Below are 15,595 nucleotides of genomic sequence, written 5' to 3' on the forward strand. Positions count from 1 at the left end.
TTAGGTGGTGACGGTGTCGCGTAGCCGCAGGGCCAGATCGGGCCGGTCGGACGTCAGGTGGCCGATGCCTCGGTCGAGCCAGTAACGGATTTGCGCTTCTTCGTTGAGGGTCCAGACGCACAGGCGCTCCGGGGGAACTGTCGTTCGGATCAGCTCCCACTCGGCCGCCATCAGCTCGTGATGGATGGCGACGATCTCGGCGAGGCTATCGACGGCAGCAAGAAAAGCGGCGAGGCCGCCATGCCGCGCCGCCCAGTCTGCGTTCACGGAAACGAGGCGCGCGACATGCGGCACATGGCGGCGGCAATCTGTCAGCACGGATGTATCGAAAGACGTGAGATGGGCGCGATTGTCGACGCCGAAGCGCTGAAGCTCCTCCGCGATGCGCCGGGCGATGTTCGGGTAAGGCGAACCCGCTTCGTCAAGCTTTATTTCGACATGCAAGCGAGGCCCGTCGGTCGATGCAAGGACGGCCAGCACATCGGCCAGTGTCGGCACGCTCTCGTCGGTGTCTCGCAATCTCGTGGTCGCCCGCGCCTCGGGCGTCAGCCGACGCAACGGACCGGTGGCGCGCACGGTCCTGTCCAGCGTGGCGTCGTGGATGACGAGCAATTCACCCGAGTCCGTCAAATGCACGTCGAACTCGATCGCATCGACGCCAAGCCGCATTGCATGGCGAAAGCCCGTCAGCGAGTTTTCAGGCCAAAGATTGCGGGCGCCGCGATGGCCGATGATCTTTGTCATGCGAATAGCCCTCATCGCAAGGTTGGATCGAGCTTATCGCGGAGCCAGTCTCCGACAAGCGAGATGGAAAGCGTCGTGAGCATGATGACGGCAGCCGGAGCGAGCATGATCCAGGGTGCGCGGGTAAGATATTCCCGTCCGAAGCCGACCATGTTGCCGAGGCTCGTCTCGGGCGGCTGCACGCCGAGACCGAGGAAGGAAAGCCCGCTTTCCATCAGGATGATTTCCGGGAAAGTCAGCGTCATCGATACGATCAGCGTCGATGCGACATTAGGGAGAATGTGACGGAGATAGACCCGGGCCGGCGTTGCACCGAGTTGCACCACCGCGGCCGCATAGCCCTGCCCGCCGGCAGAGATCGCCAGTCCGCGGGCGATGCGCGCATAGCGCTCCCATCCGTAGAAACCCATCAGGCAGACGAGCAGCACCATCGAGGAGCCGAAGAAAGCCAGTACCGCGAGAGACATGATGAGAAACGGCAAAGCCGCCTGGAAGTCCGCAAGCACGAGCACGAGATGCTCGACAACGCCGCGAAAGCGTGCCGCCGCAAAGCCGAGCGTCGTGCCGAAGACGGCAGACAAAATGGTCGCGCCGAAGGCGATGATCAGCGACACGCGGATCGATTGGACCAGCCGCGACAGAACGTCCCGGCCAAGTTCGTCAGTGCCGAGCCAGTGCTTGAACGCGCCCGGCGAAGAAAGCCGGCTGGTGAGATCCATGGCGGTGATGTCGTAAGGCCGCAGGTAGTCAGCGAAAAGGGCGATCACGACCATGGCCGCCAGCCAGAAGACACCGAATGCCACCGAGACCGGCACCTTTCGGCGAAGCAGTGCGACGGAGCCTCGAAGCCGCCCGGGCGACGCTGTCTCGATCCGACCAACGGGCGCCATTTCGCTTCTCCTCAATGATCCGTATGCAAACGCAGGCGAGGATCGAGCCAGCCATAGAGCAGGTCGACGACAAGGTTGGACACGACCATCGCCGCAGCGATGATCAGCAGAATGCACTGCACGACGGCGAGATCGCGATTGCTCACCGAGACCACCAGCAAGCGCCCGATGCCCGGCCAGGAAAAGATCGATTCCACGACGACGGCGCCGGCGATCAGCGAGCCGACCATGAAGCCGACGATCGTGACGATCGGAACCGCGGCATTGGGGAACGCATGACTCCAGATCACGTCGCGCCATTTCAGTCCTTTGGCCGCAGCGGTCCGGATATAGGGTTGCCCCATCACCTCGATCATTGCACTGCGCGAGAAGCGCGCGAGAATGCCGATGCCGCCGATGCTCATCGTGATCGTAGGCAAGATGCCGTGCACCCATGTATCCTGGCCCCCGGACGGCAAGACACCGAGAAGAACCGAAAAGACCAGCACGAGCACCAGACCCATGACGAAGGAGGGGATAGTGAAGCCCACGATCGCCAGCATGATCACGCCGCGATCGGCGAAGCTCTGTCGGTGAAGCGCCGCATAGACGCCGGCCGGAATGCCGATCAGCAGCTTGAGGATCAGCGCCGGCACAGTCAACTGCAGCGTCGCCGGCACCCGCTCCAAGACCAGATGAAGCGCCGACGCCTTGTCACGCATGGAGACGCCGAAATCGCCGGTAAAGATCGACTTAATATAGGCGAGGTATTGTATCCAGAGTGGCTGATCCAGGCCCCAGGTCCTGCGGAAGGCATCGAGCGCGTCCTGTGGAACGTCCGGACCGAGCATCACCTGTGCCGGGTCGCCGGACATGCGCAGCACGATGAAGGCGAAGGTCACAACGGCCAGAATCGTGATCACGGCTCGAAGCAGCCGCACGAGAACGAAGCGGATCATGCCCGTTTCCTCAACCTCTCGACCGACGCTGTCTCGCCCGCGACGACGTGACAGGCTGCCGTCCGTCCGCTGCCAATCTGGCGAAGCGCCGGCACGCTCGTGCGGCAGATGTCGCGCGCGAGCGGACAGCGCGGATGGAAGGCGCAGCCAGAGGGACGATCGGCCGGATTGGGCGGCTCACCCTGCAGGATCATCCGACCTTCGGGCGGCTTGCCGGGGACCGGCACGCTCGAGATCAGGGCACTGGTATAAGGATGCTGGGGGGACTGGAAGATCACATCGGACGAGGCCTCCTCGACGATCCGGCCGAGATACATCACCGCGACGCGGTCGGCTATGTTGCGCACGACCTTCAGGTCATGGCTGATGAAGACCATGGCGATGCCGTTCTGCTCCTGCAGGTCGCGCAGCACATTGACGACCTGCGCCTGGATCGAGACGTCGAGGGCGGAGACGGGTTCATCGCAGACAAGCAGCTTCGGCCGCGAAGCAAGAGCGCGGGCGATGACCGCCCGCTGCCGCTGGCCGCCGGAAAGCTCATGTGGGAAACGCCCTGCCTGATCGGGGCGAAGGCCAACGGCCGCCATCAGCTCCGCGACGCGGGCAGCGCGGTGCTCCTTTTGAACGAGCCGGTGGATCTCCAGCGGCTCGCCGATCTGTGTGGCGATCGTCAAGCGCCGGTCGAGTGCCGCGAGAGGGTCCTGGTAGACGAGCTGCATTTTCGCACGCAGCGCCCGCCATTCCGCCGTGCCGGATTTCGGCATCGGGCTGCCCGAAAAACGGACTTCGCCCGCTCGCGCCGGATCGATGCCCAAAAGCATCCGCCCCAATGTCGACTTGCCTGACCCGGATTCACCGACAATCCCGAGCGTCTCGCCCGGCATGACCGCGAGCGAAACGCCGTCGACAGCGCGAACGGGGCTCGCTCCGCCGAAGAGACCGCGCCGGGTTTCATAGATCCGGACGAGATCGTCCGCTTCGATCAGCGGATTCACTGCATCACCCCTTGGGGAATTCTTCTCTTGGCTTCGCCACGCGCAGCCGCTGAAACTGGACGCGTGCAGGCGAGCCGGCGACCGTCATCTTGCGTCATCAGAGGCGGACGCACGCGCCCGCAGGCGTCGACCGCGCGCGGACAGCGAGGGGAAAAGGAACAGCCCTCGGGCAGATGTTTCGGATTCGGTACCGTTCCGGGAATCGCAAGGAGCCGCTCACGCGACCCGTCGATCCGCGGAATGGCGTCGAATAGCCCGCGCGTATAGGGATGCCGTGCCTCGGAGAAGAGTTGCGCCACGGTCCCCTCCTCGACGATCCGGCCGGCATACATGACGCAGACGCGCTCGCAAACCTGCGAGACCGCCCCGAGATCATGGCTGATGAAGACGAGCGCCATCCCGGTCTCCGCCCGAAGCGTGTTCAAGAGATCGAGGATCTGCGCCTGGATGGTCGCATCGAGCGCCGTCGTCGGTTCGTCCGCGACCAGCAGGTCCGGCTCCCCCGCAAGCGCCATCGCGATCATCAGGCGTTGACACTGCCCACCGGAGAACTCGTGCGGATAGAGATCGAAGCGCCGCGACGGAGCCGGGATGCCGACCACGTCCATGAGCCGCAAGGCCTCGGCTCGCGCGGCCTCGCCGCGAAGGCCGCGGTGGATGCGAAGCGCCTCGATGATCTGCCGGCCGACGCTGAGAACCGGGTTCAGCGAGCTCGACGGGTCCTGGAAAATCATTGCGATCCGTCCGCCGCGGATCTCTTCCAGGGCGGAACGCCGGGCGCCGCATAGTTCGCGGCCGTCGACCCGCACGGAACCCGTCACCGCCGCCTTGCCCGGCAGCAGCCCGAGCGCCGCGAGCCAGGTCACCGACTTGCCGCAACCGGACTCGCCGACAAGCCCAAGCGCCTCTCCCTTGGCGACGTCGAGATCGATGCCATGCAGAACCTCAACACCATCGAAGGTGACATTAAGATCCCGCAACTGCACCAGATTGGGATTGGCTGAGCTCATTTTCACCCCCGCTTGGTTCGGCCGCGTCGTTACCGCTCCGGTGTCAGCAGAAAGGTTCCGGCAACCGAGGCTATCGGAACGCGACTGTCTCAACCGGCCCAGTTGGAGGCCCTGAAGTCCATTGCGAAGGCGGGCGCCGCCCTCCACTTCAACGAGGACTTAACACCGGTGAATACCGCGTTCTGGTGCAGCACCTGGTAGACCGGGTCTTCGCGCTCGCAGATCTCGAGCATGCGGGCGAAAGCCTTCTTGCGCTTGGCGTGATCGGTGCTGGTTTCGAGGATCTGGGCCATCTGGTTGACCTCGGCATTCGTCCAATCCTTCTTCTGCTGGACCTCGCCGTTCGGGCCGAAGCCTGCCACGATCGAGGAGACCGGGTCGCCGAACGCGGCGCCGGCCGACCAGTCGCGCACGCCCTTCAGGCCCGACGGATCATGGATCTGTCCCCAGTTCTCCTTCATTTCGATCTCGACGTTCAGTCCGACCTGCCGCCACATCTCGACCATGATCTGACCGTTGGCGGTCTGGTTGGTGTAGTAGTTGTTGAGAAGACGGAAGGGGATCGCATCGCCCTTGTAGTTCGCCTGCTTCAAAAGATCTTTGGCGAGCTGCGGATCATATTCCGGAACCGCCCAGCCCTCGATGAACATGTCGCCGTAGAAGGGGAATTGAAGACCGGCCGGAACGGACGTCTGGCCCGCCCAGAGTGCCTCAACGATCGCCTGCCGGTCGATCGAATGGGTCATGGCGCGACGGACTAGCGGATCCTGAAGGATCGGGTTCTGGACGTTGAAGACCGAGATGCGGTGATTGTGGATGGTGGAACCCTGCACCTCGTAACCGGCCGCGCCCTTGACGGTGGCGATCTGATCCGGGGGCAGGTCGCAGGCGAAGTCGTACTCGCCGGAAAGCAGTCCATTCACGCGCGAGGAAACTTCGGGAACCTCGACGAAGCGAATTTCTTCGAGCGGCGGACGGCCGCCCCAATATTCGTCGAAAGCGACAAGCGTCAAAGAGACATCGGGCTTGTGTTCGCCGACCATGTAGGGACCGGTGGTGATCGGCTTTCGCGCCCAATCGATATAGGTCTTGGCCTCATCCCAGGCACGGCGATTGGCGATCTGGCTGCCGAAGGCGTAAAGGCGGCCCTCGATGGTGACGTCCGGCGTCGCATTGTGGAAGCGGACGGTATATTTGTCGACGGCCTCGACACCGGCGAGCGCCGGCCACAGGCGGCGGCCGGTGCCCGGGACGATTGCCGGCAGCTCCTTGGCATTCGCCGGCTTGTGCTCGTCCTCGAAAATCGTCTTGCCGCCCGCCGGCTGCGTGTCGCCAAAGACGCGCTGGGCCGAGAAGCTGAACACGACGTCGTCGGCGGTGAGTTCGTCGCCATTGTGGAATTTCACGCCCTGACGCAGCTTCAGTTCGAGCGTCTTCTCGTCAATGCGCTTCCATTCCGTGGCGAGGCCTGGAACGGGACCCTGGTTGCCCATCCAGTCGCGCAGTATCAGACCCTCCCAGAGGTTCGGGAAGAAGATCCGCTCGCCGACATTCGACGTCTCGTTCCAGATGTCGAGCGTATTGTTGATGGTGATCTTCTGCACCGCAATCGTCACGGAGGGTCGCTTGCCCTGGCTGAAAGCGAGCCGCGGGAGGATCATGCTGCCCGCAGTTGCGCCAATGAGACCGAGCGCGCCGCGCCGATTAATAGAAAGCATGGGAAACCCTCTTTTTCAATGGAACGAGCGACTGCCACCGGAGCCGTTCAACCTCGCTTTTAGCTTCGGCGGCACGTAGTTTTCCTGATGTTTGGGTGAAACTTCGGTGACACGGAATCGACAGCGAAGTTGCACATAGTCTTGCTAAGCGCGGGCGTTCGCGCGGAGACATGGCCGCGGCCGGCAAGCCGCTCATGGGTAAGTTGCAATCGGATATTCTCGAGTTTGCCGTCATGAAGAAAGGCGCCTGATCCGATGTCGATCAGAGCGAGATAGTTTACATTTGTTACATCGATGTGACGTATGTAACTCACAGCATGAGGAACACTGAGCGCATGGGGCAACTGGAACTGATGACGAGGGCCGCTTGGCTCTACCACGTCGAAGGACTAACGCAGGGCGAAATCGCCGAACGCATGAATCTCACGCGCCGCCGCGTGAATGAGCTTCTCGCAGCGGCGCTTGATCAGGGCGTCGTTCGAATCGGCTTCCGTTCAGCCTTGGTCGAGAATGTCGAACTCGAATCGCGTTTACGCGACTGTTTCGGCTTGGATGATGCTCTCGTCGTGCCCACCCCGGCCGATCTGCGCTTGCTGCATGCAGTAATTGGACGCGGGGCGGCCACGTATCTGGATCGCCTAATCCAATCTCGAAAACCCGCTTCGATCGGGGTCGGATGGGGCGCAACGCTGCGCGAAACGGTGCAGCACCTTAGCCCTTCAAATGAGCCGCAGATGGACGTGCGCTCGATGATGGGGGGGCTGACGCGTGGGTCGGAGATCAATACCTTCGAGATCGTCCGGGGCTTTGCCGAAGTCCTGAATGCGCAGTGCCACTATTTCGTGGCGCCAATCTATGCGGAAAGCCCGCAATCGCGCGACGCGATCATCGCCCAGTCGGTGTTCAGCAAGATTTTCAGCCAGACCTGCGATGTCGACGTTTCCTACCTCAGCGCCGGCGATGTGTCGCAGCAATCGCTGCAGGTGCGCTACGGTCTGCCGCAAGGAACAGAAGTTGGCGATCTGATCGCCGGCGGCGCTGTCGGCGATCTGTTGGGCCGCTATCTCGATGCCGAGGGCAATCCCATCGACCACCCCCTCAACAGCCAAGTGCTTTCACCGGAACTTGCGGACTATCGCAGGATTCCATGCCGCATTGTCGCCTCGGGCGGCGCGCACAAGCATGGCATTCTTCTGGCGCTGGTAAGGGCGAAACTAGCGACGACCGTCATCACCGACACAGACAGTGCGAAAGTCATGCTGCAAGAGCGTTAGCGACGAAGTGGGTGCCGCATACTTGCCTTAGCGGGCAACTCGCTGGGCGAGGCGTTCTCGTCGCCACTATTGAAGGTGCAAGCTCCTCCGGATCATCGTCGTCCTCGCAGGCGATCTCGTCGGCCGGCGCAGGCTTGGCGCATAGGAAGTCGCCATGCGATCCGGCCACCGGCAATAATGCACGCCCCCGTCGGACGTAGCGCCTCGGCGTCTGGCTCACATTTGTGCAAATCGTGTGTTGCGCGCGATCAGCATTTGAGGCCAATCTCAACGGGCAATCCCCGTGTTTTCGTGTTTGAACGTCGGGGTAGCGCAATAGTTCCTGCAGGGAGGGGTGGGAGGTAATCATGCACGTTCGGGGCCACAAAGCGGCCGGGCGGCGGGGCAAATGCCGTGGTGATCATATGCGGGTGCTGCGGGCATGGATCTGAACGCGGCATTCAGCACGCTTTATGCGTGGTTTGCCGAGGACCTTCGCTTGGTCCGCCTGCTTCTCCTGGCGGTCGGAGTGTGGCTTGCTTTGGATATCGCCTGGAAACTGCGACGTGACGCGCTGCTTCGCCGCACCGGGACATCGACCGAGGGACAGATCGTCCGGGTGTCCAGGGGGGAGGACTATGACACCGCGATCATCCGCTTCACGGATCAGACAGGGCGTACGCACGAATTCGACTCGGAACTTCCCCACTCCGGCCCCCCGGGGGCAAGCATTAACATACGCTATGACCCTCAGAACCCACGCCGCGCCCACGTTGCCGGTGGACCCCTGGGTCGCACCTTGCTCTACGTGGTTACCCTGATGACCGCCGCGGGTTCTGTCTTCCTCTCGGTGGTGATGGGCAGCTGAGTGCGGCCGCCGCTAGGCACCGTCGTCAAGTCCCCGGGGCGCAACCGCCGACTTGGAGAGAAAACTCCGTTCGCGCGCGACGGCGAACACCCACGAATGGGAGTAAAGAAAGGCTCAAGCAGCGACCTTATATTAGGATGTGAACCGATCAAGGATGACGGCGTTTCACCCAACTGCGACGTCGACGAATGTGAAGAGCCGACCCGTTGCGGTCGCTCGGGGATACGCACCGGAAATTCTGGTGTCGGCCCTAAGCTGCCACTTACTGCAGCTAGCCCCGTAATCCTGCAGACGCGCGAAAGCCAGAATGAGGCTAACCGAGCGTGACACGGAAATGCGCAGCAACGCGGTCGGCGGCGTCGCGCACCGCGTCGCCCTGATCATAGAAGTCGAAGTGAGCGCCTTCGGCCCAATGCAACTCCTTGGGACCAGCCAGCAGCCCGTACACCTTACGGGCTTGGTCTGGGAAAGCCGAACCGTCAGAGTGGATCACGAGCGTAGGCGCAGTGACTCGCGGAGCCCGGGATACAGGATCGAAATCGATCCATGGCTCCCAAGCCATGACCGCGAACTCGTTACGCCAGGATGGAACGCCGCCACCACGTGTCTGATCCAGATAATACTGGCTCGGGCTGACGCTCGCCGCCGTCTGATCGGTATTGTGGTAAGCTCGGATAGTCTTGATCTCGCCGGTCTCATCGTAAATCTGCCGTGCGAGACGGCCGTCGGCCCTCAGGCGTTCGACGACCTCTGGTCCCTTCTTGATCACCGTTACCATTTCTGGCTCGGAGAAGAAGCCCGCCACGGTCGCGACGGCACCGACGTTGGCGTCCTCGGCTGCCGTGTACAGGACGGTGCCGCCAGAGGTGCATACTCCGAGAAGACCTGTTCCGGACACATCTGAGCGGCTCGCAAGATAGCGCAGCGCCGCTGACAAGTCTTCGGCCTTGGAGGCGGGGTCCTCGTACTGACGCTTAGCGCCGCCGCTCTGGCCGTAGTTCCGGTAGTCGACGGCCATTGCCATCACACCACGACGAGCCATTTCGCCCGCGTAGATACCGCCCATCTGCTCTTTGACGGAGGTAAAGGACCCGCCGACGGCCACAGCCGGATACCGTTTGGCAGGATCATGGCCCTCAGGCAGATAGAGATGGGCCACTACATAGCTGTCGCCGCTCGGAAAGCTGACGGTCAATGGTTTAATTTTTCCGCGCTGCGCACTCAGGGTCTGAGACATGCCTACTCCTACGTGGGAGAATAGGGTGGCCGCTCCAACCGACAGACCGAAGGCGCGGCGGGTGATAGATGAAGCGGTCATCCGTGTCTCCTCTCTAAATGATGAGGAAAGATGCGCCCCGATGTGCTATTTGATAATCCGTAGATTTCTTGACTAGCTTGTAAAGTGGATTTGATAATGCGGGCAGACTTGCTTGAGGGAATCCTGGCCTTCACGAAAGTGGCGGAGAAGCGGAGCTTCACGGCGGCGGCCCTGGAATTGGGCGTCACGCCTGCAGCTATAAGCTGGACCATCAAGCAGTTGGAGGGGCGTGTCGGCGCACCCCTCCTCACTCGTACGACCCGTTCGGTAGGCTTGACCGAGGCAGGGACGCTGCTGCTCGACCATGCTCAAGCGGGTGTCGCGCAGATCGCCGCAGGTTATGACGCAGCGCAAGCGCTCGGTGCTCGACCCGCAGGGCTGCTGCGCCTGAATCTCCCGACGGTGGCACAACCGGTTCTGGAACCAATATTGCCTGGCTTCGCCTCCACCTATCCGGACATTGAACTGGAGTTGACCATAGATGACCGCTTCGTCGACATCGTGGCTGAAGGTTATGATGCGGGCATCCGTATAGGCGAGACCATAGCGCAGGACATGGTGGCCGTACGCTTGACCCACCCCTCTGCGATGACCGTGGTCGGCTCACCCGCCTACTTTACAAAGCGCGGAAAGCCCCAGCGCCCCGAGGAACTGGCGGAGCACGCCTGCATAAATTTCCGGCTGGCTAGCGGCGGGATTTACCGCTGGGCATTCAAGGAGCAGTTCGACGCTGGCGGCAAAGTGCGGGAGTTCGAGATCGCCGTAAAGGGGCCGTTGATCGTCAACGGGTCAGGACCAAGTCTGTCTGCAGCCGTTTCAGGTGTCGGCTTGGCCTATAACGTGGCCGACAATGTCGAGCCGCTTGTAAGGCAGGGGTTGCTGGAGCCGTGCGTGGAAGACTTCATGCCGATAATGCCGGGCTTCTTCATCTACTTCCCTAGTCAGGCGCGGACGCTACCGAAGCTGAGAGCATTCCTAGACTTCTACGCCAGATGGTAAAGGTTGGCTCAGTGAACCGGAAAGATCGACCCGCCCACGTGGTGAAGGTGAATTCTCGGCGCCGCCTTTGGCCGCGGGAGCGGTGAACGGCCGGATTTTGATCTCTTACGACCCTTTGGAAACGTCAGGGGTCGGCCCCCTAAAGCCGCCTGGCATGTCCGTCAGGTGACGAGGGTCGGAAGCCAATTCTCTGGGCCTTCCGGATATCCGTCGGTAAAACCGCAGGTAATTCGAAGACTCGAAGCTGATGCTCGCCCATTCGTTTGACCACATTCCCGTTTGTGGCCAACCAAGCTCGATGCCTCGGTGGTGCCGATGTGCTATCTAATTGGTTGTGGCAGCGAGAAGCGTCGATGGAACAGAAACTCTCCGTCATCATGGCCTCGGACATAGTCGGCTACAGCCGACTGATGGGGGTTGACGAGAAGGGCACCCTGGCGGCTCTCATGAGGCACCGACAAGAGCTTCTGGATGCTAAGGTCGCTCTCCATCACGGCCGCATCATCAAGCTCATGGGCGATGGCATGCTGGTGGAATTTCGCACCGTCGAAGATGCGGTCCTTTGCGCGGTCGGAATTCAGCGTGAGATGCGGACGAGGAACGCGGATGTCCGCCGTGATCGGCAAATAGAATTTCGCATCGGCATAAATATCGGTGACATCCTGTTCGAGGACGGCGACGTCTACGGTGACGGAGTGAACGTGGTGTCGCGCATCGAGAGCGTCGCCAAGCCGGGCGGCGTTGCGGTCTCGGCATCGGTGCGCGATACTGTCGGCAACCGCCTCGCCGTCTGCTTCGAGGATGCCGGAGAGCAGACATTGAAGAACATCGAGCGTTCGCTGCGCATCTTCAATGTCATCATCGATGAGGACGAGCCACGCGGTCGCGCGCCGATGTCCCTCATGGCACCGCCGTCGGTCGAAGTACAGGGTGACCCCGCGCTCGCGTCGAACAGAACGCTTCTCTATGTATCGAAGTTCGTGAACCTCAGCGGCGATCCAGACCAGGAGTACTTCGCCGCGGGAATTACGGAGGACATAGCTGCCGCGTTGTCGCGTTTCTCCGGATTGAGCGTGGTCGTTCGTTTGCCGAGCTCAGAACTGCGCCTCCCGGCTGCTCCATACACGCTCGATGGCAGCGTGAGACGGCTCGGCGATCGTGTCAGGGTCAATGCCAGTCTGACGAATGCCCTGCGCGAGCGTGTCTGGGCGGAGAAGTATGATTTCGAGCTCGTCGATGTGTTCCACATCCAGGACGAGCTTTCTCGGTCCATTCCGGCCGCGCTGAACATAAAGATCGAGGAAGCCGAGCGCCGGCGCGTTTTGAAAAAGCCGCTGACCGCCTTGAGGGCATACGATTTCTACCTGCGGGGCAGACACCTCGAAAAAAGCCTGAATCCGGCTGACGTAAAGGTTGCGAAGGAGATGTTCGAGGCCGCGGTCGACGATGATCCGGGCTACGCGCGCGGATACCTGGGTCTCGCGTGGCTCCAGATACGGAAATTGAAATGGAACGAGCGCGTCGACATGGTCGCCACCCTGGACAGTGCATTTGCCTTTGCAAGCAAAGCCCTGGAGCTCGATCCGTTCGACGCCGACGTTCACTGGGCTCTGGGGGTCGTATTCCTCTGGCGTGGGGAGGCGGAAAGAGCAATCGGCTGCTACGAGCGCGGCCGCGAGCTGGCACCTAACAACTGTGACCTCCTCGCCGAATATTGCGATGCTCTGGGCTATCTCGGCCGTCTCGAGGATGCAATCAGGATCGGAGAACTCGCTTTGCGCCTCAATCCCAGTCGACCGGACTGGTATCTCTGGAACATTGCAGCCAGCAAGTACCTGTCCGCCAACTATCTGGAGGCATTGTCGCTCCTGGAGAGGATGACCGACCTTGGATCAGCCTATCGCTTGCTGGCCGCGACGTATGCTCAACTTGGGCGCCTTGAGGACGCGCGTCGCGCTGCGAGCGAACTTCTGAAGCTAAATCCGGAATTCTCAATCGAGCGATACAGCTCCCGCGCACCCTATCGTGACAAGGCGCTCCTTGCCCGATACGTCGAAGGTCTTCGACTCGCAGGCCTCCCGGAGTGAGCACTACTCGCGGTACGTGCCGCGAAGCTGATCAGGCCGACCAGACCGTCCCCCCGGCCGGCCAAACGCGACGGGCCGCTCTTGTCCTCTGTCTCGGCGGCGAGAGCGAGGTATCGACCCAAAGCTGCCGCTCGCCGATACGGCCGGTATGTCCGTGCATGGGGCGCGAAGCGGATGTTCACCTTTCTTGGCAAGCTTCGTCCTTGGAACAACTGGCGGTGCAGTGGTGTGCTAATCGCACTCGGGACCGCAAACCCGTCTCCCCTCACGCAATAGACTGACTTGTATTGTATCCAATTTCGAGACAATGCAGCCCATTTTCGTCACCTACTGCGATCATCCGATCCCGATTAGCTTTCTACTCACACCAGTTGGCCATCAACATGGAAACGGTGGACGAAACGTCAAACATCGGAGAACTGCCATGCTCACCCGTAGAGGCCTCATCAAGAGCGCAGCGGCGCTTGTCGCAGCGGGAACCGTTTCGGGCGGGTTCACCCCGGCCCTCGCTAAGGCACCCTTTCAACCTTTCCAGGCTCCCGGCTTTTACAGGATGAAGCTTGGGAACTTCGAACTGACGGCGCTTTCGGATGGTACTATTCCGTTGCCTCTTCCGGAGCTTTACACAAACACCGACGCCGAAGATGCGCGGAGAGCGCTGGCCGCGGCGTTCATGGGCACGCCGACAGATACGTCGGTCAACGCCTTCCTCGTCAATACGGGGGACAGGCTGGTGCTGATCGACGCCGGCACGGGCGCCTATCTCGATGGCGCGCTCGGCGAGCTCGTCGCCAATCTCGAGGCGGCCGGCTACAAAGCGGACCAGATTGACGATGTCATCCTGACGCATATCCATACCGACCATTCCGGCGGGCTGACGATCAAAGGCAAGCCGGTGTTCGCCAACGCGACCGTTCACGTCAACAAGCGTGAACATGATTTCTGGATGGAAACGCCTGTGGGGAGCCGACCGGACAATGTGCCGCTCAGCTATTTCGTCGAGGCGCACGAAAGCCTGGGCCCCTATGCCGAAGCTGGCAGGGTTCGGACTTTCGCCGATAATGCCGGAATCTTGCCGGGCATCGGCTCGATCCTGCGGGCCGGACACACGCCGGGGCACAGCTCGATCGTCGTGGAAAGCGCAGGCGCAAAGATCGTTTTCTGGGGCGACATTACCCATGGAAACGTGCTTCAGTTCGACGAGCCGGACGTGGCGATCCAGTTCGATACAGATCAGTCCGAGGCCATTCGTGCCAGGGAGGCGGCCTTCGCGCATGCGACCGACGGCAAATACCTCGTGGCCGGCGCTCACATTGCCTTTCCGGGCATCGGCCATGTTCGCCGCGATGCGACGAATTACGAATGGGTTCCCGTCAACTATGCCTCTTGAAAAATGCGGCGCAACGGAGCGGAACCCGTTGCGCCGGTTTCATGTCTGGGCGGCACCGATTTCGATCAGTCCAGGCTTCAATAGGCCCCGTGGGACCAACCAACTGATTGCGACCACCCGGAACAAGAAGCCTCCTCACGGTGCCCCTGCCGCAGAGCCGATCAGTGCGAAGCAGCGGCATTCTCGTCGCGGATCTCAGCTAGGTTCAGCCTCGCCACCAGAAAGTCGAGGAACGCCCTGACCTTTGGCGGCTGGATGCGTCCGCCGGCTCTCAGCGCGTAAAGCGTGGGGGTCGGTCCGGACCATTCGGGGAGCACGCGGACGAGACGTCCTGCGGCGACGTCCGCCCTGACACGGAGATGACTGGTCATTTGGAGACCTTCGCCGGCCAGTAGAAAGCCGTGCAAGCCTTCAGGATCGCCGGCGACCGCAACGGGGCGTACCGAAAACTCGTTGCGCCACCCCTCGCGCGTGAGAGGCCAGGCGTGGACTGGCTTGTCGAAATAGAACTGTGTCAACAGGCAAGCATGATTGACGAGTTCTGCCGGGTTCGCAGGGCTTCCATGCCTTTCAAGATAAGCGGGAGCCGCATATATGCCCATTGGCAGATCGCCAAGCCGGCGGGCACTGAGCGAAGAATCGGGCAAGGGTCCATCCCACAGACGCAGCGCGATATCGATATCCTTGGCAACGACATCCAGCACCTCATGGGCCAGAAGCAACTGCGGATAGACATCCGGGTAGAACCTTCTGAATTCGCTGAGCACCGGCGCTAGAATGTGCGTCGACAACCAGTATGGCGATGTGATCCTGAGCCAGCCCTTGGGATGTTGCTGCAACTCGGCCACAGCGCTTTCGGCATCCTCGATATCTTTGAGCAAGCTCTCGCAATGCTGGAAGTAGATCGTGCCAGCTTCGGTGAGCTTCAGGCTGCGCGTTGTCCTGTGGAGAAGCTGGGCCCCTAACCGCGCCTCCAATTCCTGAACCTTGCGGCTGATCCGCGTCTTCGGCGTTCGCAACGCCCGCGCGGCACCGGTGAAGCTGCCCTCCTGCACGACCTTTACGAACGCCACCGTGTCGCTGAAGTCACGCAGCATGGACCACCCATTTACCCCGAATTCGGGACAATGAAGACCGATTTCGCCGGATAATCAAGCCAATTCAATTTCTCTGTTTCTCGATTGTCACAATTCAGAAAGGCAAATCTGAACGGGACCGGTCCCAGAAGGTGCTGGCGCGATCCCAGCCTACAAATTCTTCGGCGCGCCGAGCCCCGGTCCGTCGGAGACATCTGGGTCCAATTCCGACCCTTCTGCGACATTCCTCACTAGATGTAATCGGGGAGTAATGCTTGAAAAGCGGACTCTCCGCGGGTAGCCACGACC

General features: G+C 61.4%; 13 protein-coding genes. 5 read left to right on the plus strand and 8 right to left on the minus strand.

What is annotated here, in order from left to right:
- The 6 genes from ATC00_RS21875 to ATC00_RS21900 all read right to left on the minus strand — a co-directional run bounded on the left by ATC00_RS21875 (window position 1) and on the right by ATC00_RS21900 (window position 6,295).
- Entirely contained in the window at window positions 1-744 is a 744-nt protein-coding gene (locus tag ATC00_RS21875) for a glycerophosphodiester phosphodiesterase family protein (protein WP_064254417.1), read from the minus strand.
- A gap of 11 nt (window positions 745-755) precedes the next feature.
- Window positions 756-1,634 (minus strand): ABC transporter permease, encoded by an 879-nt coding sequence (locus ATC00_RS21880; RefSeq protein ID WP_064254418.1) that lies wholly within the window; start codon window positions 1,632-1,634, stop codon window positions 756-758.
- 11 nt (window positions 1,635-1,645) lie between these two features.
- On the minus strand, window positions 1,646-2,572 hold the full coding sequence (locus tag ATC00_RS21885) for an ABC transporter permease (protein WP_064254419.1): 927 nt from the start codon (window positions 2,570-2,572) through the stop codon (window positions 1,646-1,648).
- A complete protein-coding gene (locus tag ATC00_RS21890) occupies window positions 2,569-3,567 on the minus strand; it encodes an ABC transporter ATP-binding protein (protein WP_064254420.1) in 999 nt (332 codons plus the stop codon). Before ATC00_RS21890 ends, ATC00_RS21885 begins: the two co-directional genes overlap by 4 nt.
- The gene (locus ATC00_RS21895) at window positions 3,564-4,577 is read right to left on the minus strand and encodes an ABC transporter ATP-binding protein (protein ID WP_064254421.1); all 1,014 of its coding nucleotides are present in this window, start codon (window positions 4,575-4,577) and stop codon (window positions 3,564-3,566) included. Before ATC00_RS21895 ends, ATC00_RS21890 begins: the two co-directional genes overlap by 4 nt.
- An 89-nt stretch (window positions 4,578-4,666) precedes the next feature.
- Window positions 4,667-6,295 (minus strand): ABC transporter substrate-binding protein, encoded by a 1,629-nt coding sequence (locus ATC00_RS21900; RefSeq protein ID WP_064254422.1) that lies wholly within the window; start codon window positions 6,293-6,295, stop codon window positions 4,667-4,669.
- Window positions 6,296-6,630: 335 nt separating this feature from the next.
- On the opposite strand from ATC00_RS21900, the gene ATC00_RS21905 reads away from it, so the two are divergent.
- Both ATC00_RS21905 and ATC00_RS21910 read left to right on the plus strand, forming a co-directional pair.
- Entirely contained in the window at window positions 6,631-7,569 is a 939-nt protein-coding gene (locus tag ATC00_RS21905) for a sugar-binding transcriptional regulator (RefSeq protein ID WP_064254423.1), read from the plus strand.
- Between the two features lie 421 nt (window positions 7,570-7,990).
- Window positions 7,991-8,416, plus strand: coding sequence for a DUF3592 domain-containing protein (locus ATC00_RS21910; protein ID WP_064254424.1), 426 nt, complete (start codon window positions 7,991-7,993; stop codon window positions 8,414-8,416).
- 313 nt (window positions 8,417-8,729) lie between these two features.
- Here ATC00_RS21910 and ATC00_RS21915 read toward each other — a convergent pair whose 3' ends face one another.
- The gene (locus ATC00_RS21915; RefSeq protein ID WP_234782396.1) at window positions 8,730-9,653 is read right to left on the minus strand and encodes an alpha/beta hydrolase; all 924 of its coding nucleotides are present in this window, start codon (window positions 9,651-9,653) and stop codon (window positions 8,730-8,732) included.
- A gap of 177 nt (window positions 9,654-9,830) precedes the next feature.
- Here ATC00_RS21915 and ATC00_RS21920 point away from each other — a divergent pair, with 177 nt between their 5' ends.
- The 3 genes from ATC00_RS21920 (at window position 9,831) to ATC00_RS21930 (ending at window position 14,210) form a co-directional block, all read left to right on the plus strand.
- On the plus strand, window positions 9,831-10,733 hold the full coding sequence (locus ATC00_RS21920) for a LysR family transcriptional regulator (protein WP_064254425.1): 903 nt from the start codon (window positions 9,831-9,833) through the stop codon (window positions 10,731-10,733).
- Between the two features lie 353 nt (window positions 10,734-11,086).
- Complete coding sequence (locus tag ATC00_RS21925; protein WP_064254426.1) at window positions 11,087-12,820, plus strand: adenylate/guanylate cyclase domain-containing protein; 1,734 nt, start codon at window positions 11,087-11,089, stop codon at window positions 12,818-12,820.
- A gap of 424 nt (window positions 12,821-13,244) precedes the next feature.
- Window positions 13,245-14,210: an MBL fold metallo-hydrolase gene (locus ATC00_RS21930; protein ID WP_064254427.1), complete on the plus strand. Its 966-nt coding sequence runs from the start codon at window positions 13,245-13,247 to the stop codon at window positions 14,208-14,210.
- Window positions 14,211-14,371: 161 nt separating this feature from the next.
- Here ATC00_RS21930 and ATC00_RS21935 read toward each other — a convergent pair whose 3' ends face one another.
- On the minus strand, window positions 14,372-15,307 hold the full coding sequence (locus ATC00_RS21935; protein WP_064254428.1) for a LysR family transcriptional regulator: 936 nt from the start codon (window positions 15,305-15,307) through the stop codon (window positions 14,372-14,374).
- Window positions 15,308-15,595: the final 288 nt, after the last annotated feature.

The organism is Sinorhizobium americanum (assembly GCF_001651855.1).
Taxonomy (GTDB): Bacteria; Pseudomonadota; Alphaproteobacteria; order Rhizobiales; family Rhizobiaceae; genus Sinorhizobium; species Sinorhizobium americanum.

What these genes read in the sequence shown, in the direction of transcription:
- ATC00_RS21875 (WP_064254417.1), bottom strand. Translation starts at nt 744, where the DNA reads ATGACAAAGATCATCGGCCATCGCGGCGCCCGCAATCTTTGGCCTGAA.
- ATC00_RS21905 (WP_064254423.1), top strand. Translation starts at nt 6,631, where the DNA reads ATGGGGCAACTGGAACTGATGACGAGGGCCGCTTGGCTCTACCACGTC.
- ATC00_RS21885 (WP_064254419.1), bottom strand. Translation starts at nt 2,572, where the DNA reads ATGATCCGCTTCGTTCTCGTGCGGCTGCTTCGAGCCGTGATCACGATT.
- ATC00_RS21925 (WP_064254426.1), top strand. Translation starts at nt 11,087, where the DNA reads ATGGAACAGAAACTCTCCGTCATCATGGCCTCGGACATAGTCGGCTAC.
- ATC00_RS21935 (WP_064254428.1), bottom strand. Translation starts at nt 15,307, where the DNA reads ATGCTGCGTGACTTCAGCGACACGGTGGCGTTCGTAAAGGTCGTGCAG.
- ATC00_RS21900 (WP_064254422.1), bottom strand. Translation starts at nt 6,295, where the DNA reads ATGCTTTCTATTAATCGGCGCGGCGCGCTCGGTCTCATTGGCGCAACT.
- ATC00_RS21930 (WP_064254427.1), top strand. Translation starts at nt 13,245, where the DNA reads ATGCTCACCCGTAGAGGCCTCATCAAGAGCGCAGCGGCGCTTGTCGCA.
- ATC00_RS21895 (WP_064254421.1), bottom strand. Translation starts at nt 4,577, where the DNA reads ATGAGCTCAGCCAATCCCAATCTGGTGCAGTTGCGGGATCTTAATGTC.
- ATC00_RS21880 (WP_064254418.1), bottom strand. Translation starts at nt 1,634, where the DNA reads ATGGCGCCCGTTGGTCGGATCGAGACAGCGTCGCCCGGGCGGCTTCGA.
- ATC00_RS21920 (WP_064254425.1), top strand. Translation starts at nt 9,831, where the DNA reads ATGCGGGCAGACTTGCTTGAGGGAATCCTGGCCTTCACGAAAGTGGCG.
- ATC00_RS21915 (WP_234782396.1), bottom strand. Translation starts at nt 9,653, where the DNA reads ATGTCTCAGACCCTGAGTGCGCAGCGCGGAAAAATTAAACCATTGACC.
- ATC00_RS21910 (WP_064254424.1), top strand. Translation starts at nt 7,991, where the DNA reads ATGGATCTGAACGCGGCATTCAGCACGCTTTATGCGTGGTTTGCCGAG.